This window comes from Agarivorans sp. JK6, from assembly GCF_045277145.1.
Lineage (GTDB): Bacteria > Pseudomonadota > Gammaproteobacteria > Enterobacterales > Celerinatantimonadaceae > Agarivorans > Agarivorans albus.
The window spans coordinates 66,363-86,080 of sequence record NZ_CP113525.1 but is presented as its reverse complement, the minus strand read 5'-3'; the positions used below and the strand labels follow the sequence as shown (position 1 = coordinate 86,080).

Below are 19,718 nucleotides of genomic sequence, written 5' to 3'. Positions count from 1 at the left end.
TATATCTATTTTAGTTGTCGCCAACTCATTAACCCAACAAACCCACTACTTATTGCCAAGGCTATCGATACAATCGGTAAACTTGGATAAAGCAAAGCTGCCGAAATCAAACTTGAAGCGGCTGCCAAGGCTAAAATTAAACTACGCTGGCGCTGCTTTTGTTGCTGCAAATACTGTGCGGTAAATTGCTGAAACTTAAGCTGCTGTTGCTTTGCCAATTGCAGGTTATCATAAACCAACTCTGGTAAATGCGGCAGCGTTTCCAACCAGTAAGGCGCCTTTTCTTTAAAGGCGGTAAATACTGCCTCTGGCCCCACTTGTTTGCGCATCCAACGTTCTAAAAAGGGTTTAGCGGTTGCCCACAAATCCAATTCTGGATAAAGCTGACGCCCTAAACCTTCTATATATAACAAGGTTTTTTGTAACAATACTAACTGCGGCTGAACTTCCATATTGAAGCGGCGCGCAGTATTAAACAAATTCAATAGTACGTGACCAAAGGAAATCTCTGACAGCGGCTTGGCAAAAATAGGCTCACACACGGTGCGAATTGCAGCTTCAAACTCTTCCACTTTGGTATCTGCCGGTACCCAACCCGAATCTACATGTAACTGGGCCACCTTGTGATAATCGCGATTAAAAAAAGCCAGAAAGTTTTCGGCCAAATAGCGCTGATCTTCCTTATTCAAGGTGCCCACAATGCCACAATCAATACCTATGTACTGCGGGTCTTCTGGGTGCTCGCGTGATACAAAAATATTCCCTGGATGCATATCCGCATGGAAAAAGCTGTCTCTGAATACCTGAGTAAAGAACACTTCCACACCACGCTCAGCCAATAGTTTCATATTGGTGTTTTGCGCTACTAACTCATCAATGTTGGCAACAGGGATACCGTAAATGCGTTCCATAACCAACAAGGTCTTGCGGCAATGATCACTGTACACCTCTGGAACATACAGCTCTTTTGCGTCAGTAAAATTACGGCGTAGCTGAATGGCGTTAGAAGCTTCGCGCGCTAGGTCTAATTCATCAACAATGGTTTTTCGGTATTCCTCTACCACTTCTTTTGGACGTAAGCGGCGACCATCAGCAAAAAATAGGGCAAAGAAGCCAGCAACCCGCTGCATTAAGGCAATGTCTGAGAGAATGGTTTGCTCGATGCCAGGGCGAATAACTTTAAGCACCACCTCTTGGCCATTTTCTTTTAATGTGGCGGTATGTACTTGGGCAATAGAGGCTGATGCCAAGGGTTGCATATCAAAGTCATCAAACAGCTCGTCGATGGGGCGTTCTAAAGCCAACTCAATTTGTTGTTTCGCTAGCTCGCCAGAAAACGGGGACACTTGGTCTTGCAGCAAAGCTAGCTCATCGGCGATATCGGGCGGTAACAAGTCGCGACGAGTCGACATCATTTGGCCAAATTTTATGAATACTGGCCCTAACTCTTCCATCGCCATGCGAATACGGGCACCAGCAGAGTCATTTTTATGCTGATTACGCCACCAAAACACCATACTGCGCAGTAAACGTAACGGCCAAGGCCAAAAACGCTTAGGTAACAGTTGGTCGATACCATAACGACAAAGGGTGCGGTTTATTTGACGAAAGCGCGCAAACTCCTTGGGCGTCATTTACTTAGCCCCTCAATGCGCAAGGCTAGTTTATCGAGATCCTTACTCATGGCTTGAACTTGCTGCTGCCAGCTTTGGTATTCCAATTGCCCAACCAGCAAACCCCATTCTTCACTGGCTATTTCATTTATCTTTGCTGGAGTTTTATTCAATACACTTTTAAGCGCTTGCGCCACCGTGCGACTTTTAGATACCACTTGGTAAGCGGCCACATCGCCAATGCGCTGCGATAGTTTCTCTTCAAAATCTGGGTCTAGCTGCAAAAACAAATCGGCAAACTGTTGAGCAAGTTTAATGTCACCTTCAAGTTGCAACTTATCTTGTTTAATTAAACTAGGAATTTTGTCGGCTTGTTTTAACTCAGCCAAGGTAAACAACGACATGCTTAAACTGCAATCGGGTTCCGCCTCATATTGATTAAGCACATCCAGCTGCTGTTCGCTAATCACGAAGTAAAAACACGGTAGCGGCGTTATTTTAATCGCCAACACTTTACCCGCTAATTGGCCACGGCGCGCTTCACTAGATTCATCCAGCGCCAATACTTGGTTGCTCAGAGCTTCTACACCAGCACTAATTAAAGACGATAAGGGCATAGCGGCCTCTTAAAACTTATAACCACGATGCAGCGCAACTACACCACCGGTTAAATTGTAATATTCCGCACCTTCAAAACCCGCTTGCTGCATCATCTCTTTCAGCGTGTCTTGGTCAGGATGCATACGAATAGATTCTGCCAAGTATTGATAGCTCTCGGCATCATTGGCAATCAGCTGGCCCATTTTAGGTAATAAATGGAAAGAATAAGCATCATAGACTTTGCTCACTGCTTCAAGCTCTGGCTTCGAGAACTCTAACACCAGTAAGCGTCCGCCAGGTTTTAACACGCGATACATAGAACGCAATGCAGCATCTTTATCGGTAACGTTACGCAGGCCAAAGCTAATGGTGATCGCATCGAAGGTATTATCAGGAAATGGCAGGGCTTCGGCATTGGCTTGAACATAGCGCACATTGCCTACGATACCTTTATCACGCAATTTGCTGCGGCCCATTTTGAGCATCGAGTCATTAATATCGGCTAATACCACCTCGCCTTTACTGCCCACAATACGTGAGAACTTAGCGGTTAAATCGCCGGTTCCACCAGCCAAATCTAAGACTTTTTGACCAGGGCGAACGCCGCTGCAATCAATAGTGAAACGCTTCCATAAACGGTGAATACCACCCGACATAAGGTCATTCATTACGTCGTATTTAGCTGCAACCGAATGAAATACATCAGCGACAAGGTTTACCTTTTCATCGCGATTAACGGTTTTATAGCCAAAATGGGTAGTGTCTTGCTCAGCGCTCATGTTTGCTTCCTACTTATGCGGTGTGTCGCTAGTGTACTGTAGCTGAGCTAATGCTCCAACACTTGCGCTAGATCCACTGTTAGTTTTTTGTAGAAAGCATGAGCTAGTATCTACTCACATCTAAAAACGATAACCAAAACCCCAGGTTATCGCATCACGATGCTGGCCTTTTGAATACATCAGCACCGTTTCAAATTGGCTGCCAATCTCTTTGTGTACACCCACCACACCAGCCCATTTTTCCGACTTAATGCCAATATCATAATTAAAATCACTGCTGAGAGAGCCAGAAATACTAGAGCTTAAATCTTGGTACTCAGCGCCCAGCAGAATTCGCGCACGATAATCAGGGAACTGATAACCCACCATGGGCTGCATCACCCATGTGGTCGTATTGGTGCCTGCCTCTTCAGTGACCGAAATGGCGTAAGTAACATTGAGTGAGGCAAAATACTTTTTATAGCCCACCGCGCTTACTGCACCCAAGCCAGCCATGGTGTTGTTCAGCTATAGCGGAATCACCAACTTACCCTGTGGGATGAGTATCTCGCCCAGCTTGGTGGTATCAATCACTAAGTCTGCTTTTGCTTTAATCTTACCCACAACGCCATACACATTTAAAAATGGCAGCACAAACATGTCAGCGCGCAGGGTGAAAGCATCGGTATCAATATTGCCGTTAGAACCTTCGGGGTCAAAAATAGCCTCAAAGGCACGACTTCCATTTATGGTAAAACTGGTGAAATCGAGAAAGTTAGATTGCGTTCTATAGGTGAGCATTACCCCAAATGGCATCGGTAAGTCGTAACCACGTTTGCGTACCTCTTTGCCCCAAATAGGGAAAGTTCGATCAAGTTTTACTCTTACTGTTTCAAAACGTTCATCATTGATATCTACAGCCAACTCGGGCCGCAATACCACCTCTTCACCACTGGCTAAACGATAAGAAATGAACTCCCCCTCTAGGGTTACTTTAAAAGGCTTAGAAAAGTGGGTGCCTGAAAAGCTCAAACTGCGGCGCGACATGATGTATTGATTGGATTCATTTTTGAAAAATTCCACAGACTGCCGGTATTCATTAACACGGCGAAAACTCTGGTCGAAGGCTTGCCGATTATTTAGTTCGATACGTTTTAGTTGCCCTTGTTCAATGGTGGCAACTGCATCCAAGTGACGCATAAAAGCAATATCTTGCGGCAAACCGTAGGATTCATAGCGATAACCAAGCTTAGTATGCTGCTCTGTTTGCTCAATAAGCTTTACTGAATTTGGGTCGTAACGATTACCTAAGGTAATTAAACGATGCTGTAATTTCATCGCCTCATTAAGTAGTTGCCGATAGTATTTTTCTGAACTGATTCCACTGCGGGTTTTATCGTATTTAAGGTATAAATCTATGCCGTATTCACTGTTTGGTTCAAACACCACATAGACCACATCATGAATATGTTCGTCACCCTCACTCGCATCCACATTAAGAATCATAGTGTAAGCGAGCCCTTGCTCCATAGAGCTCACAACATTGTCAGGAAGATCATCCGGGATGCCATAATCGCTTAAACGAACCTTGTCACTTGACCAAGCCGCAACGCTAAGTAATAGCAAGCTAAGTAACATCCATCTATTCATCAAACCATCCATAGCTTTGAGTCACACACAAATTACAATCTAGGAAGATTATAGTTAAGTTATTGCACAGCATCAGGTTTAGCTTCAGCAACCCCTGTATGTTGCTCATAAAAAAGCGCCCCGGAGGGCGCTTAGTTTACGTCTCTATTTTCACAGTTTTCTGTCGTGTGCGCCAAGCTTTATGGCTAGTTTGCTGCTTAAGCTCTTTAGCTTTAGTGGCTGGCTCAGCTTGCTTAACTTTGGCCCTAAATCGACCATCGGGATCGGCACCAATATCTTTAGCAATGTGGGAATTTATACCCTCTACTCGCCAGCTTTGTTGGCGTTGTTGCTTAAGCCATTGCTGAACCTCTAAATGTGTTTGGTAGCGCAATAACAACTCTACAGTAAAGCTTAGTACGCGAATTTTAAGTGACATCATGTCTCGTTCTCCTTGATAGAGAGCGAAGTGACACAGTTAAGATAGGGTTAAATTTGGAATTCCTTCACTGCGACACTTCGCAGCTCGGGTAAAATTGGTAGGTAACTCAATCTTAAATTAGCTGCATAGCCTTACATTTCGCATCGCGGGTTTATTGTGACCAACGCGAACCGAGATAAAAGACAGAAGTCGGGCTGAGCGATATGCTGAACATAAACAATATTTCATTGTTGCCTCGACCTATGCAGTAATTGATTGAAGGCATAACATAGCGTGAGCTTGCTTAAATAACAAGCTGCTTAATAAAAATTTTTCAAGTTTTTTGTCAGCGCTTTAAGCAGCAGAATATCTACTAAAAACAAACGATTATTTCAGATTAAAACACTAAAAAATTTGTTTTAAATTACAATTAGCCTAGTGATTTGCAGTTAGTTTGATTTACTAGTTTAATAAGAGAAATGAAGGCAATACGCGTTAATTAACATCCTTACCGCTGTAAGCAATTAATTCGAGGTTTGAATGCATCCAGCCAGTCATGGTTACTACCAACTGCACGCTCAAGAAGGATTCTTGCTGGCACAACTTTATGATAGCTGGAACGTCACCACCACCAAGGAATATCGCAAAGACGTTCAACAGGAAATGAGCCAATTTGGCCCTAAACCTTGGGCGGCTATTTTTGATATTCGCCACTGGCAATTTCTTACCCCAGAAAGCCTACCTATTATGCAACAACAAATAGCTTGGTGTTTGCAAAATCAACTCGGCCACTGCATTTACCTAGCTCCTAACTCAGGCATATTAGAGTACTTAAAACAGCAAGCCCATGCCGAGGTGCCTAAGCACAATTGCAAATTTGTACAACTAAGCACTATTGAACATTGTTTGCAGCAATTTAAAGACTGGCAAGTAGAAGTTCCCTCATCAGTAATATCTCAATTGCACATTAGTTAACTAAGCCCCCAGTTAACTAGCCCTGAAAGATTGTTAACAATCTTGCTTCCCGCTCGACCTTTGTAAACAAAACCCAGCTTAAACAGGCTTTTTAAGGCCATTAAACTAAAGTATAAGCACAAATTGTCGACAATAGTTTGATCGAAGCGCAACATCCGATCTACACTGTGCAACATTCAAGCAACCTGAGTGTAACCCGTATATGTCTCAACTTAGCCCCAGCAAATCGCTCAGCGACAAACAAAATCTACTCTCGCAGAACTTAAGCGACACTTTAATTGAAGCCATAGTGAGCGGCCAAATAGCTCAAGGAGAAAAGATCTCTGAGCCTGAATTAGCAAGGTATTACGGCGTTAGCAGAGGCCCATTGCGTGAAGCAATCCTTAAACTACAAGGAATGGGATTAGTTGAACGAGTTCCGCACGTTGGCGCTAGAGTGGTGCAACTAAACCAGCAGCAATTGTTAGATATTTACTCGGTGCGCGAAGCGCTAGAAGGTATGGCTTGTCGTTTAGCTGCTGAGCAATTGTCGACAATTCAGCTGGAAGAGTTAAAAACCTTACTTGAACACCATCAAAGTTACCTGCAACAACACCAAGGTAAAGCCTATTTTGAACAACAAGGTGATTTCGATTTTCACTATCTGATTATAAAAGGCAGCGCGAACCAACGCTTAGTGAACCTACTATGTGATGAGCTCTATCATTTACTGCGCATGTATCGCTATCAAGCTGCTAAACAAGTTTCGCGCCCAGAGCGCGCATTAAAGGAACACTGGGCGATTTGGCAAGCACTGGCCGATCGTGATGGTGAACTCGCCGAATTACTGATGCGTCGCCACATTGCTCGCGCACGCAAAGCCATAGAACAACAACACCAAAATACTCAGACCGACCAAAGCTTAGAAACCACCGCTTCGGCAAATCAAATTCAAGGAGTGAACTAATGAGCAGCTCAAAACTCTCGCCCGGCGCACGCTTTCGCCAAGCAGTAAGCCAACAAAACCCATTACAAATTGTTGGCACCATTAACCCTTACTGCGCCATGATGGCACAGCGCGAAGGCCACCAAGCTATTTACCTCTCAGGTGGCGGAATCGCCAATGCCTCATACGGTTTACCCGATCTTGGCATTACTACCATGAATGACGTACTAGAAGATGTTCGCCGAATTACCGCCGCCTGTGATTTACCTTTGCTGGTAGACATAGATGTGGGCTTTGGCGGCGCATTTAATATTGCTCGCACCGTAAAAGAAATGATCCGCTCCGATGCTGCCGCCGTGCACATGGAAGACCAAGTCGCGCAAAAACGCTGTGGCCACCGCCCCAATAAAGCCATTGTTTCTAGCCAAGAAATGGTTGATCGCATCAAGGCTGCAGTAGATGCCCGCGTAGATCCTGATTTTGTGGTAATGGCTCGTACCGACGCCCTGCAAATAGAAGGCATGGGAGGCGCCATTGAACGTGCTTGCCAATATGTTGAAGCTGGCGCCGACATGATCTTCCCCGAAGCCATGCTCACGCTTGAGCAATACCAACAATTTGCCGACGCAGTAAAAGTGCCGATTTTGGCCAATATTACCGAGTTTGGCCAAACCCCACTATTTAGTGGCGAAGAGCTAGCGAGTGTAGGTGTAGATATGGTGCTTTACCCGCTATCGGCCTTTAGAGCAATGAACCAAGCAGCAGTAAATGTATATCGTAGCTTGCGTGAAAATGGCCACCAGCGTGATGTTGTTAACAGCATGCAAACCCGCGCTGAGCTCTATGACTACTTGGGCTACCACGACTACGAACAAAAACTAGACCAATTATTTAAGCAGGATTAATAAACCCTAACTACGTGAACGGACTTAGCCAGCCAAACCAAGATTTAGCGGCTAAGCCACTATTAACAAGCCAAAAATACGCGCATCAGACGCCACGCTTGTTAACCAAAGGAATGAAGGAGAACATCATGGTACAAAAAGCTTTAGGAGGCGCAGGCTTACGAGGCCAAAGCGCAGGTGAAACCAAATTATGTACAGTTGGCCAAAGTGGTTCTGGGCTTACCTATTGTGGTTACGATATTAGTGAGTTGGCCGAGCAAGCGACCTTTGAAGAAGTCGCTTATTTGTTATTTCATGGCGAGCTACCTAATCGTGACCAACTAGCTGCGTATCACGACACCTTGCACAATCTACGTGAATTGCCAGATGCGCTTAAAGCGGTATTAGAGCTTATTCCCGCAGATGCTCACCCAATGGATGTTATGCGTACTGGGGTTTCTATGCTGGGTAACTTAGAAACCGAAGCCAGCTTTGCAGAGCAACAGCAACACACTGACCGTTTATTAGCGACCTTGCCGGGCATTATCTGTTACTGGTATCGCTTTAGTCACGACGGCGTGCGTATCTCCACCCAAAGTTCGGCTAAGTCTATTGCTGGGCATTTCTTAGAATTATTGCATGGCCAACCAGCCGATCCGCTACACGAACAAGTAATGCAATGCTCACTGATTTTATACGCTGAGCATGAATTTAACGCCTCCACTTTTACTGGCCGAGTGATTGCTTCCACCCTTTCCGATATCCACTCTGCTGTTTCGGGTGCGATTGGTGCCTTACGTGGGCCGTTACATGGTGGCGCCAACGAAGCCGCCATGGCGATGATTGAAAATTGGACCAGCGCCGAACAAGCCGAAACTGAAATCATGGCCATGTTAGCCCGCAAAGACAAAATCATGGGTTTTGGTCATGCCATTTATCGCACCAGCGATCCACGCAACGCTCTGATTAAAGCCTGGTCGAAAAAGTTAAGCGAAGCCACTGGCGATCAACACCTTTATGCCGTATCCGAGCGGGTAGAAGCGGTAATGTGGCGCGAAAAAGAGCTGTTTTGTAACGCAGACTTTTTCCATGCCAGCGCTTACCACTTCATGAATATTCCCACGCTACTGTTTACGCCAATTTTTGTTTGCTCGCGGGTAAGCGGCTGGGCTGCACACATTATGGAACAGCGCGCTAATAACCGGATTATTCGCCCCAGCGCCGACTACACCGGTAGCGAGCCTCGCAGCTATGTACCGCTTGAGCAGCGCGACTAGTTTTTTGCCAGTGAGTGGAGCCTGGTGCTCCACTGTCTTCCCTTTTTGCTGTGGAAACGCTTATGAATACCGAATACCGCAAACCTCTAGCCAATAGCCAACTCGACTATTTTGATACTCGCGCGGCAGTAGAAGCCATTCAAGCTGGTGCCTACGCTGGCCTGCCTTATACCTCGCGGGTGCTGGCCGAAAACCTGGTACGCCGCTGCCCTCCAGAGCAACTCAATGCTGCGCTTAGCCAAATCATTAAGCGCAAACGCGACTTAGATTTTCCTTGGTACCCTGCTCGCGTAGTCTGCCACGACATTCTTGGCCAAACCGCCTTGGTCGATTTAGCAGGCTTGCGAGATGCCATTGCCGAAAAGGGCGGCGATCCCGCCAAGGTAAACCCTGTGGTGCCCACCCAGCTAATTGTTGACCACTCCTTGGCAGTAGAACATGCAGGTTTTGAAACCGATGCCTTTGAAAAGAACCGCGCCATTGAAGACCGCCGTAATGACGACCGTTTCCACTTTATCAACTGGTGTAAAACCGCCTTTGAAAATGTAGATGTTATTCCGCCTGGTAACGGCATCATGCATCAAATCAACCTCGAGAAAATGTCGCCGGTGATTCAAGCGCGAGATGGTGTGGCCTTTCCCGATACATTAGTGGGTACCGACAGCCATACTCCGCACGTAGATGCCTTAGGGGTAATTGCGATTGGTGTGGGCGGCTTAGAAGCCGAAAACGTGATGCTTGGGCGCGCATCTTACATGCGTTTACCCGATATTATTGGCGTAGAACTAACTGGCCAGCGCCAAGCTGGCATTACCGCCACCGACATCGTACTGGCCATTACCGAGTTCTTGCGTGAGCAAGGGGTAGTGTCTAGCTACTTAGAGTTTTATGGTGAGGGAGCTGCCCAGCTAAGCTTGGGCGACCGCGCCACTATCTCCAATATGACTCCAGAATTTGGCGCAACCGCAGCCATGTTTTACATCGACAACAATACTCTCGACTACCTTAAACTCACAGGGCGAGAGGCCGAGCAAGTAGCCTTAGTAGAAAGCTACGCAAAAACCACTGGCCTGTGGGCCGATGACTTACAACAGGCTGAATACGAACGCGTTTTACACTTCGACCTATCCAGCGTTGGCCGCAATATCGCTGGGCCGTCTAATCCGCATCGTCGGGTAGCCACCAGCGATTTAGCTAGCCAAGGCATTGCTTCACCGGTACCACAGCTTGACGGCATAATGCCCGATGGCGCCTGTATTATTGCCGCTATCACCAGCTGTACCAATACCTCTAACCCACGCAACGTTATTGCCGCAGGTTTATTAGCGCGTAAAGCCAATCAATTAGGTTTAAGCCGCAAACCTTGGGTAAAAACCTCCCTCGCACCTGGCTCAAAAGCTGTGCAACTTTACCTAGAAGATGCCAATTTGTTGGCCGAACTAGAGCAACTGGGTTTTGGCATTGTAGGATTTGCCTGTACTACCTGTAACGGCATGAGCGGTGCGCTCGATCCTAAGATTCAGCAAGAAGTGATTGAGCGAGACCTCTACGCCACCGCGGTGCTATCGGGCAATCGTAACTTCGACGGCCGTATTCACCCCTACGCCAAGCAAGCCTTTTTGGCATCGCCACCTTTGGTTGTGGCTTATGCCATTGCCGGCACTATTCGCTTTGATATCGAAAAAGACGCATTAGGCCACGATAGCCAAGGTAAGCCAATTACCCTAAAAGATATTTGGCCAAGTGATGAAGAAATAGATGCAGTAGTTAAACAAAGCGTTAAACCTGAGCAATTTCGCCAAGTGTACCAACCAATGTTCGACCTAAAAGTCGATTATGGCAGTGCCAGTTCTCCTCTCTATGAATGGCGGCCACAAAGCACCTATATTCGCCGCCCTCCCTACTGGGAAGGAGCCTTGGCTGGCGAGCGAAGCTTACGAGGCATGCGCCCATTGGCGGTATTGGGGGATAACATCACCACCGATCATTTATCCCCGTCGAACGCGATTATGTTAGACAGCGCTGCTGGCGCTTATCTCGATAAGATGGGCTTACCGGAAGAAGACTTTAACTCCTACGCCACTCACCGCGGTGACCATTTAACTGCACAACGCGCCACCTTTGCCAACCCTAAACTGTTCAACGAAATGGTGAAAGAAAGCGGCAAGGTTAAGCAAGGCTCACTGGCAAGAGTAGAGCCCGAAAGCAAAGTAATGCGCATGTGGGAGGCCATAGAAATCTACATGCAGCGTAAGCAACCATTAATCATTGTGGCTGGTGCCGACTATGGCCAAGGCTCGTCTCGCGACTGGGCGGCCAAAGGGGTACGCCTAGCAGGCGTTGAGGTAATAGTGGCCGAAGGCTTCGAGAGAATTCACCGCACCAATTTAGTGGGTATGGGTGTATTACCGCTCGAATTTACTAAGGGTAACAACCGCCATAGCTATCGCATAGATGGCAGCGAAACCTTCGATGTAATTGGTACACCTGCACCGGGCGAATTGCTTACTTTAGTGATTACTCGCACCAGCGGCGAACGCATCGACTTACCGGTAGTTTGTCGCTTAGATACCGCCGAAGAAGTCTCGGTTTATCAAGCCGGTGGAGTATTACAGCGCTTCGCTCAAGACTTTCTTGAAAATAGCCAATAGGAGGCAGCATGAGCCAAATTAAGCAACAACGCATTGCTGCCACCTATATGCGTGGCGGCACCAGTAAAGGGGTGTTTTTTAAGCTTGATGACTTACCCAAAGCAGCGCAGCAAGCGGGTGAGGCACGTGACAACTTGTTGTTACGAGTGATTGGCAGCCCCGATCCTTACGCCAAGCAAATTGATGGCATGGGTGGCGCTACGTCAAGCACCAGCAAAACGGTAATTCTAGCGAAAAGCCAGCAGCCTAATCACCATGTCGATTACCTGTTTGGCCAAGTTGCTATCGACAAGGCCTTTGTAGATTGGAGTGGCAACTGCGGCAACTTAACCGCTGCAGTGGGCGCTTTTGCCATTAACGCAGGCTTAGTAGATGCTTCTACTCTGCCACAGAATGGCCTTGCCAGCATCCGCATTTGGCAAGCCAATATTCAAAAAACCATTGTTGCTCATGTACCTATGCTTAATGGCGAGGTGCAAGAGTGTGGCGATTTTGAATTAGATGGCGTGACCTTCCCGGCTGCAGAGGTGCAAATTGACTTTATTGACCCTGCCGATGGCGAAGGGGCCTTATTTCCTACTGGTAACTTATGCGAACAATTAGAGGTTCCGGGAATTGGTAGCCTGCAAGCCACCATGATTAACGCCGGAATCCCTACGATTTTTGTTGATGCCAAGCAGCTTGGTTACAGCGGTGTAGAACTACAAGAAGACATTAATAATGATGAAAAAGCCTTAGCCATGTTTGAAAGTATTCGCGCCCATGGCGCACTCAAAATGGGCTTAATAGACTCACTGGAACAAGCCGCTCAACGCCAACATACACCCAAAGTCGCCTTTGTTGCCAAGTCGCAAAACTATCAGAGTTCCAGCGGCAAACAGATTAAAGCAGAAGACAATGATTTATGTGTACGCGCTTTATCTATGGGTAAGTTACACCACGCCATGATGGGTACCGCAGCGGTAGCCATAGGCACAGCGGCTGCGATTCCCGGCACTTTGGTAAATCAAGCTGCTGGCGGCGGCGAGCGCGAGGTAGTACGTTTTGGTCACCCCTCGGGCAACCTTAAAGTTGGCGCACAAGCTCAACAAGTTGACCAACAATGGCAAGTGACCAAAGTAAGCATGAGTCGCAGCGCCAGAATACTAATGGAAGGTTGGGTACGCGTGCCCAGCAACAGCTTTTAAGTTACCTAAGGTAACCGAAGCAAAGCCTAATAAAAAATTCCCCTTGCCAAGTGGTAAACAGCTTAGGGACGAGGAGCATATTATGAGTTATCAGCAACAAGCAGACCACGCCAAACAACAACCTGAACAGTTTTGGTTAGAGCAAGCCCAACAACTGGCTTGGTATAGCCCACCAGAACAAGCACTTAGCCAAGATGAACACGGCAATTATCGCTGGTTTAAAGGCGGCAGCATGAACACCGCATATTTGGCGCTGGATTACCACTGTGAAAATGGCCGAGCGGAGCAAACTGCGCTTATTTATGACTCGCCAGTAGCCGAACAAAAACAACAATTCACTTACGCACAATTGCGTGATGAAGTATCCAGTACCGCAGGCATGTTAGCGGCCCAAGGCGTCACTAAAGGCGACCGAGTGGTGCTGTATATGCCAATGATCCCTCAAGCTGCCATCGCCATGCTAGCTTGTGCACGCCTTGGAGCGATTCACTCGGTAGTATTTGGTGGCTTTGCTGCTCAAGAGTTGGCGGTTCGCATAGACGATGCCCAACCTAAAGTAATTCTTACCGCCAGCTGCGGGCTGGAAGGCGCCAAAGTCATTAACTACATGCCCATGGTAAGCCTAGCTTTAGAGCAAAGCCAACAGATGACTACCCCAGTATTAGTTTGGCAACGCCCACAGCAAGCGGTTGAATTTAATCAACAATATCTCGATTGGCAAGCACTGCAACAGCAAGCTGAGCCGGCTGATTGCGTGCCAGTAGACGCCACCGATCCGCTATATATTTTGTATACTTCTGGCACCACTGGCAAACCCAAAGGTGTGGTGCGCGACAACGGGGGCCACGCGGTTGCGATGAACTACTCGATGCAAGCGGTGTACAACGTAAAACCCGGTGATGTATTTTGGGCGGCCTCCGATGTAGGCTGGGTGGTTGGTCACTCTTACATCGTTTACGCTCCGTTGATTTACGGCTGTACCACCATCTTGTACGAAGGCAAACCAGTGCGCACTCCCGATGCTGGCGCATTTTGGCGGGTTGCTAGCGAGCACAAAGTAAAAGTATTGTTTGCCGCCCCCACTGCCTTTCGCGCGATTAAAAAAGAAGATCCCGATGGCGCGTTGGTTAAAGATTACGACCTAAGCCAACTGCAAGACATCTTCATGGCGGGCGAACGTTTAGACCCACCAACATTAGAATGGACCATCAACAAAACCGACAAACCAGTGACCGATCACTGGTGGCAAACTGAAACCGGTTGGGCCATTGCAGGTAACCCTCTTGGCTTAGAGCGTATGCCAGTAAAAGCCGGCAGCGCCACCAAAGCCCTACCCGGCTACCAAGTTACTATTTTGGATGAAATGGGCGACGAGTGTGGTCCAATGGCACAAGGCTTTATCGCCATAAAACTGCCGCTTCCGCCTGGTTGCTTGCCCACCGTGTGGGGAGACCAAGCGAGGTTTGAATCGGCCTATTTAAAACAGTTCCCCGGTTACTATGTCTCTGGTGATGGCGGATACATTGATGAAGATGATTATCTGTTTGTAATGGGCCGGATCGACGATGTGATTAACGTAGCAGGTCACCGCTTATCAACCGGTGAAATGGAAGAAGTGGTTGGCGCCCACCCAGCTGTAGCCGAGTGCGCGGTTATTGGCAGCCACGACGACCTAAAAGGCCAAGTGCCCTTTGGCTTAGTGGTGCTTAAAGACGGCGTGCAACAAAGTGAGCAAGAGGTATCCAAAGAACTGGTACAAAAAGTACGTAATGAAATTGGCCCTTTAGCCTGCTTTAAACAAGCCATTATCGTGCAGCGTTTGCCTAAAACCCGCTCCGGAAAAATCCTCCGCCGAACGTTGCGTCAACTGGCCGACGGCGAAGAATACGCCATCCCGTCCACCATCGACGACCCAGCCAGCTTAGGCGAAATTGAAGAGCTGATGCGCCAAGGTAGAACGATGATTTAGTTAGAAAAATATGAAAAAGCAGTCGAAAGACTGCTTTACATTTTCTAAGTTTCACTATTTTCAGAGCAGACTCGCAGCAAGTTCCCCCTCACGCCAGTAAGTATCAACTATTAAAGTGCTCACCAATTTCCCTCATCACCGCCGAGTAGCGTAAGTCATCTAGCGATGAAGCTAAGGCCTGCTTGAGCGAAGCGAGTTGCCGCGGCGCGCTGGATGATGCGCAACGCAGGATGAAGGTGATGTGGGGCGGGCTTTCTTTTGCTTGCTTTTCTTTGCCCGCCAAAGAAAAGTAAGTCGCCAACGGCGAAACCTGTTTACAAGCTAAAAGACAAAAAGCAACCCAAGGGAGGCTGCTTTAGATTGACCTGGCAAAGCATCATGTAATGGTAATGTCTCAAAGCTCAAATTTCGCTCCTAGAAATAATGTATACGCACGGGATTTCTTTTACAGCAGTTAACTTTACTCACCTCAGCCAACTTACTTCTCAGTTCTTTTCTTTAAAAAATAGGCAAAGACCAACAAGCCAACAAAGGTTAGAGTAAGAGAAATAGCGATAACATTGGCCAATATCGGGTTTTCAAGCTGATTGAACACACCGTTTTCATTTAGGCCTACTGTGATCCCAAATAAGATAAATGCTATTAATACAACGGTATTGGCTTTAGCTCTCTTAATACGCTGATAGATCGTTTTGCCGTAAAACTGACTCAGCCCATTACCTATCAATAGGCTGGCAACAAGAAGCCCGTGTAACAAAGTAACTAACTGAGCATTTAATCGAGAACCTTCCGAAGCAAAGTTTAGATTACCGTTACCAATGGAACTGATACTTTCAAAAATTAAAACCAAGCCAAATGCTACGCCAAAAACCGAAATAACCTGCTGACGCTTATCATCTTTTTTCAAATCAACAACTGCTGCAGGCACAGGCTGTCGCTCACCAGCTAGCGGTATGATTGAGTTACGAATATCAACATGAGAACTTTCAGGTAATTTGGAAAGTTTAAGCTTGTAACGCGCCTGATCCATGGTCACCAAGTTGAGTTCTTTTTTATTAGAAGTAACAGTTTCTAGCTTGTACAAATCGACGTATGCGGTGACCATTCCAAAACGTGAAATAGTAAGATAAGAATTTACTAATACCGCTTTGTAACTGCATTTAATGGCCACATAAATAATAACCAGAAACAAAACAAAATAATTGTCATCTAAACTTCTGTCTCCGGTAATTAAGCCTGTTAGTAAATTAAAGCCTAGCCAGAAAGCCAAACCAATAGATGCTGTTTTTAGTTGATAAGATTTTGAGCTAGAAAAGCTCCTGCCACTGCTCACATTTCATTCCTTGAAACAAAAAAGCAGCCCTAAAGCTGCTTTGTCCACCTAACTTCCATCGAAGCAAGTTACTTCTCTGCGCGACTCATAAATTTCTTCTCGGCGGTGCTTACCTTAATCTTCTCGCCGCTAGCGATGTATTCAGGTACCTGTACCGACAAGCCGGTGCTTAAAATAGCAGGCTTAGTGCGGGCGCTAGCTGAAGCTCCTTTAATTGAAGGATCAGTTTCTACGATAACCAATTCAACACTGGCAGGTAGTTCTACAGCTACTGGAGCACCGTCTACGGTAACCACTTGCATACCCGCGGTATCTTCGGTGATGAAAGGAATTTCATCGGCGATGGTTTCGCTGTTTAGGTTGTAAGGGGTGTAATCCTCGTTATCCATAAACACATATTCGTCACCATCAATGTAAGAAAACATCACTTGATGGCGGCTCACATCAGCAAGGTTAATCATTTCGTCGGCTTTAAAGCTTTCGTCAGCTTTTGCGCCGGTGGCTACATCGTATAAGCGCATGCGGTACAGGCTAGCACCTGCACGTCCGCTAGGGGTTAACTTAGCGATGTCTTTTACAAAATACACTTTGCCGTTATGTTCGATGGCGGCATTCTTTTTTATTTCACTGGCCTTTGGCATGGCTGAAGTCCTTAACTAAATCGTGCAACGAAAATATCATGTACAGATTTTTAGGCAACCGTTGGCGGACCTAGAGCTAAGCAATTAGTAAGCTTTGTGTTATTAATCTCGCAAAAACTAAAATAATTACCGATAGTTAGCCAACAATTAAAAGTTTCACTTGCGTCTGTTAAACGCTTTCTGTAAAAAGCTCGGTAATTACTCAGGGACGATAATAGCTAACAGGAAAGTTAGCCTTGTTGCTTATTTAGGAGTTTAAATGTTGTCCCCGCGTATTGCTGCTGTTGCGCTACTGTCTGCTTTATTGATGGCTTGTTCTGTTGAAGATGACCAACCCAGAAGCCAAATTGCTGTCACTTTTTACCCTCCTGCAACGTCTTTCCCTGGTTCTGCTGGCGACACTGAAACAATTACTCAAAAACGTCACTTTAGAGCTGACGGCGGGTCACCCGCGCAAAGCATCACCATTAACCAGCGTCGTGATGGTGAGCAACCGAGAATCAACGGTGAAGATGCCACCCAAAACGCTACTTTCTTAATTGATTTTTTAGGCAGTACTACCTTAGACGTTTACTCTGAGGGCGGTGAGTTTTTATATAACATCGATATCTTCGCAGATATGACCCAGCGCCACCTTTGCTTACCCAGTATCTACATGAGCAAATTTGAGCTAGTAGTGGACTCGCCCGTTAAAATTGCCGAAACCAAAAAAGAAGCCCACGAGTTCATTTTAGCCTGCCGAACAATTAATGAAGGCGTGGAAGAAAAAGCCGAATAAAACTGAAGATGACGCCTCAAACTTTTTGAAGCGTCTCTTAAGGAAGCCAGCCCACAGGATGTGAAAAACTATAAATAGGAAAGCACATGACCTGTCGATTACTTAGCGCACTGCTATTAACCTTAGGCTTAACGGCCTGTAATGATTCATCTGAAACCGATGATCTCAACCGCGTGTTTCTAACATTTTACCCTTCACAACAATCTTTCCCTGAAGATGTAGCAAACAACGATACGGTCAACTTTAAGCGCTTGTTAATAGCGAACGGCGTTGAACAGGTGAACGTTACATTAAATCAACGCCTTGATGGTGAAGAACCTTTAGATGACGCGAACAATCCAGCTTATCAATATGCAGTATTTCGTGTGAGTTATGGGGCAAGCAATACCTTCGACTTATACGATGAGGACCAAAACTTTCTTTATACGCATACCATTTTTGAAGAAGATAACGATAAGCACTACTGCATAGCGATTGATGAACAAAAGCCACAGCTCATAGAGACAGATCTAGAGATGCGCTTCCCATCAGATAATGCAGAAGCCCACGAGTTTATTAGCCACTGTAGAACCTTAAATAACCAACAATAAGCGGCTTTCATAAGGTGTGGTCGCTATTATACAGCGACACTCACAAAGCCATACCTTAAAAGCCAAGCAGCTCTTTTGCTTGGCTTTTAAGTTGCTTATAGGTATTTGAGGCTTGCTCATTTAGGCTACAAATACTCAGCATGTCTTCGATAAAAAACGCTAATGCGCGTTGCTCTACGCGCATTAGTTTTGCTTGTATTGCTTGCGGTAAAAATTCGTAATGCGAAGCAGCACCAAAATCTCCCAGTACAATGTTGTAATTGTCATCCACCAGCACATTATGTGCGTACAAGTCTCCGTGGCACATGTGATGCTCAACCAAGTGTTGCAGTAGACTTTGCATTTGCTCCACAATCTTGGCAATTGCCGCAATGCCCATTTGCTGTTCCGGTAAAAAAGTATCCCGCGTACAAGTCGCTAAGCTAGGTGGCTGGCCTAAATTGCTAAAATGCTCGGGAATCAGTTTCATTACCACCGCAGAGCAATCGGGCTCACTAATTTGACCAATAAAATTAACCAAGGCTGGGTGCTGATCTACATGCAAACAGGCGTCTAGCTCATCACTTGGATAACCGTCGCTAGTAAGCTCTCCCTTAAACACTTTAATAGCCACGCTGCTGGGTAGCGCTACACCGGGTTTAGGGTGAGCGAGAGAAATAACGCCCGATGCGCCTTGTCCCAGAACTTTATCAAACACAAAATCTTCAAGTGAATATTTTGCTAAACCAGATCCATGCTCAAAACCTTGGCAAAAAGGGTTTCCGGCAAACGCCAGCCACGCCAAGCGCGGAAGCGCTAATAATTGAGTAGGAAAGCTAGCCAGTTGGTTGGCGGATACACGCAGTAGTTCTAATTTGTGACAGTGCTGCATTGATTTTGGCAAGGTTGTAAGGCGATTGCCCGCCAAGGCACACTTTTGTAGCTCGCTACACTCACCCAGTTGTTCGGGCAAGCTTTCAATTTGATTGTCGGTAAGAATTAACCAACGCAACTTTGCCGGCAGTGCTGCTGCAGATACGTGGCGAATACAATTTGATTTAAAACCTATCATATCTAGCTTAGCGCAGCGCCCCAGCACCTCTGGCAGTACTTCAAACTGGTTATTTGAGGCAAACACTATTCGCAAGTTTTGCAATTGGCTAAGTGATTCAGGTAAGGCGCTCAATTGATTGTCACTTAAGTCCAGCACCTCGACTTGTGGGCAATACTCAGCAAACTCTTCTGGCAGTTGCTCTAGGTTATCTTTGATATTGATGCGAGTGTGTTGGCGTAGTTGGCCGGAACGAAGTTGCTCTAAAGTATGCATGCTAGGAAAACTAAATGATAAAAGTGCGACATAATAGCCTGTTGAAAAACCGATAGTGAACTATTTAACAATAGAAGCGCAATTACACCTCAAATAGCTGCCCGTTCCCCAACATCACCAGCAACACATAAAACTGAAAATTAATCAAAAACAGGTATATGTGATTACTTTATGGCTTTTA

19 protein-coding genes are annotated in these 19,718 nt (G+C 46.3%); 9 read left to right on the top strand and 10 right to left on the bottom strand.

What is annotated here, in order from left to right; translation table 11 throughout:
- Positions 1-5: 5 nt before the first annotated feature.
- The 6 genes from ubiB to OV592_RS00380 form a co-directional block, all read right to left on the bottom strand.
- Positions 6-1,634 (bottom strand): ubiquinone biosynthesis regulatory protein kinase UbiB, encoded by a 1,629-nt coding sequence (gene ubiB / locus OV592_RS00405; RefSeq protein ID WP_406610021.1) that lies wholly within the window; start codon positions 1,632-1,634, stop codon positions 6-8.
- A complete protein-coding gene (locus OV592_RS00400; RefSeq protein ID WP_016400027.1) occupies positions 1,631-2,230 on the bottom strand; it encodes an SCP2 domain-containing protein in 600 nt (199 codons plus the stop codon). The genes ubiB and OV592_RS00400 overlap by 4 nt, the downstream gene beginning before the upstream one ends.
- Positions 2,231-2,239: 9 nt before the next feature.
- Positions 2,240-2,992, bottom strand: coding sequence for a bifunctional demethylmenaquinone methyltransferase/2-methoxy-6-polyprenyl-1,4-benzoquinol methylase UbiE (gene ubiE, locus OV592_RS00395; RefSeq protein ID WP_016400028.1), 753 nt, complete (start codon positions 2,990-2,992; stop codon positions 2,240-2,242).
- 120 nt (positions 2,993-3,112) lie between these two features.
- Complete coding sequence (locus tag OV592_RS00390) at positions 3,113-3,487, bottom strand: hypothetical protein (protein ID WP_406610020.1); 375 nt, start codon at positions 3,485-3,487, stop codon at positions 3,113-3,115.
- A 12-nt stretch (positions 3,488-3,499) separates the two neighbouring features.
- Positions 3,500-4,621, bottom strand: a complete 1,122-nt coding sequence (locus OV592_RS00385) for a hypothetical protein (RefSeq protein WP_406610019.1) — start codon at positions 4,619-4,621, stop codon at positions 3,500-3,502.
- Positions 4,622-4,757: 136 nt separating this feature from the next.
- On the bottom strand, positions 4,758-5,042 hold the full coding sequence (locus OV592_RS00380; RefSeq protein ID WP_406610018.1) for a hypothetical protein: 285 nt from the start codon (positions 5,040-5,042) through the stop codon (positions 4,758-4,760).
- 519 nt (positions 5,043-5,561) lie between these two features.
- On the opposite strand from OV592_RS00380, the gene OV592_RS00375 reads away from it, so the two are divergent.
- From OV592_RS00375 to OV592_RS00345, 7 genes are all read left to right on the top strand, one after another.
- On the top strand, positions 5,562-5,996 hold the full coding sequence (locus tag OV592_RS00375; protein ID WP_406610017.1) for a hypothetical protein: 435 nt from the start codon (positions 5,562-5,564) through the stop codon (positions 5,994-5,996).
- A gap of 202 nt (positions 5,997-6,198) precedes the next feature.
- Entirely contained in the window at positions 6,199-6,942 is a 744-nt protein-coding gene (locus OV592_RS00370) for a GntR family transcriptional regulator (protein WP_406610016.1), read from the top strand.
- Positions 6,942-7,826 (top strand): methylisocitrate lyase, encoded by an 885-nt coding sequence (gene prpB / locus OV592_RS00365; protein WP_152783953.1) that lies wholly within the window; start codon positions 6,942-6,944, stop codon positions 7,824-7,826. The genes OV592_RS00370 and prpB overlap by 1 nt, the downstream gene beginning before the upstream one ends.
- A gap of 128 nt (positions 7,827-7,954) precedes the next feature.
- Positions 7,955-9,082 (top strand): 2-methylcitrate synthase, encoded by a 1,128-nt coding sequence (prpC, locus tag OV592_RS00360; RefSeq protein WP_406610015.1) that lies wholly within the window; start codon positions 7,955-7,957, stop codon positions 9,080-9,082.
- A gap of 62 nt (positions 9,083-9,144) precedes the next feature.
- The gene (acnD, locus tag OV592_RS00355; protein WP_406610014.1) at positions 9,145-11,733 is read left to right on the top strand and encodes a Fe/S-dependent 2-methylisocitrate dehydratase AcnD; all 2,589 of its coding nucleotides are present in this window, start codon (positions 9,145-9,147) and stop codon (positions 11,731-11,733) included.
- Between the two features lie 8 nt (positions 11,734-11,741).
- The gene (gene prpF, locus OV592_RS00350; protein WP_406610013.1) at positions 11,742-12,920 is read left to right on the top strand and encodes a 2-methylaconitate cis-trans isomerase PrpF; all 1,179 of its coding nucleotides are present in this window, start codon (positions 11,742-11,744) and stop codon (positions 12,918-12,920) included.
- Positions 12,921-12,963: 43 nt separating this feature from the next.
- Positions 12,964-14,889, top strand: coding sequence for a propionyl-CoA synthetase (locus tag OV592_RS00345; protein ID WP_281423303.1), 1,926 nt, complete (start codon positions 12,964-12,966; stop codon positions 14,887-14,889).
- Positions 14,890-14,992: 103 nt separating this feature from the next.
- On the opposite strand, the gene OV592_RS00340 is transcribed toward OV592_RS00345, so the two are convergent.
- The 3 genes from OV592_RS00340 to yeiP all read right to left on the bottom strand — a co-directional run bounded on the left by OV592_RS00340 (position 14,993) and on the right by yeiP (position 16,863).
- Positions 14,993-15,190 (bottom strand): hypothetical protein, encoded by a 198-nt coding sequence (locus OV592_RS00340; RefSeq protein ID WP_406610012.1) that lies wholly within the window; start codon positions 15,188-15,190, stop codon positions 14,993-14,995.
- Positions 15,191-15,367: 177 nt separating this feature from the next.
- Complete coding sequence (locus OV592_RS00335; RefSeq protein ID WP_406610011.1) at positions 15,368-16,222, bottom strand: hypothetical protein; 855 nt, start codon at positions 16,220-16,222, stop codon at positions 15,368-15,370.
- A 68-nt stretch (positions 16,223-16,290) separates the two neighbouring features.
- Positions 16,291-16,863 (bottom strand): elongation factor P-like protein YeiP, encoded by a 573-nt coding sequence (gene yeiP, locus OV592_RS00330; protein ID WP_016404048.1) that lies wholly within the window; start codon positions 16,861-16,863, stop codon positions 16,291-16,293.
- A gap of 259 nt (positions 16,864-17,122) precedes the next feature.
- Between yeiP and OV592_RS00325 the strand changes: the two genes are divergently transcribed.
- Together OV592_RS00325 and OV592_RS00320 are read left to right on the top strand one after the other, a co-directional pair.
- Positions 17,123-17,641 carry a hypothetical protein gene (locus OV592_RS00325; protein WP_406610010.1) on the top strand — a complete coding sequence of 173 codons (519 nt, stop codon included), beginning with the start codon at positions 17,123-17,125 and terminating at the stop codon, positions 17,639-17,641.
- Between the two features lie 86 nt (positions 17,642-17,727).
- Complete coding sequence (locus OV592_RS00320; RefSeq protein WP_406610009.1) at positions 17,728-18,231, top strand: hypothetical protein; 504 nt, start codon at positions 17,728-17,730, stop codon at positions 18,229-18,231.
- A gap of 55 nt (positions 18,232-18,286) precedes the next feature.
- On the opposite strand, the gene OV592_RS00315 is transcribed toward OV592_RS00320, so the two are convergent.
- Positions 18,287-19,537, bottom strand: a complete 1,251-nt coding sequence (locus OV592_RS00315) for a leucine-rich repeat-containing protein kinase family protein (RefSeq protein ID WP_406610008.1) — start codon at positions 19,535-19,537, stop codon at positions 18,287-18,289.
- Positions 19,538-19,718 lie beyond the last annotated feature (181 nt).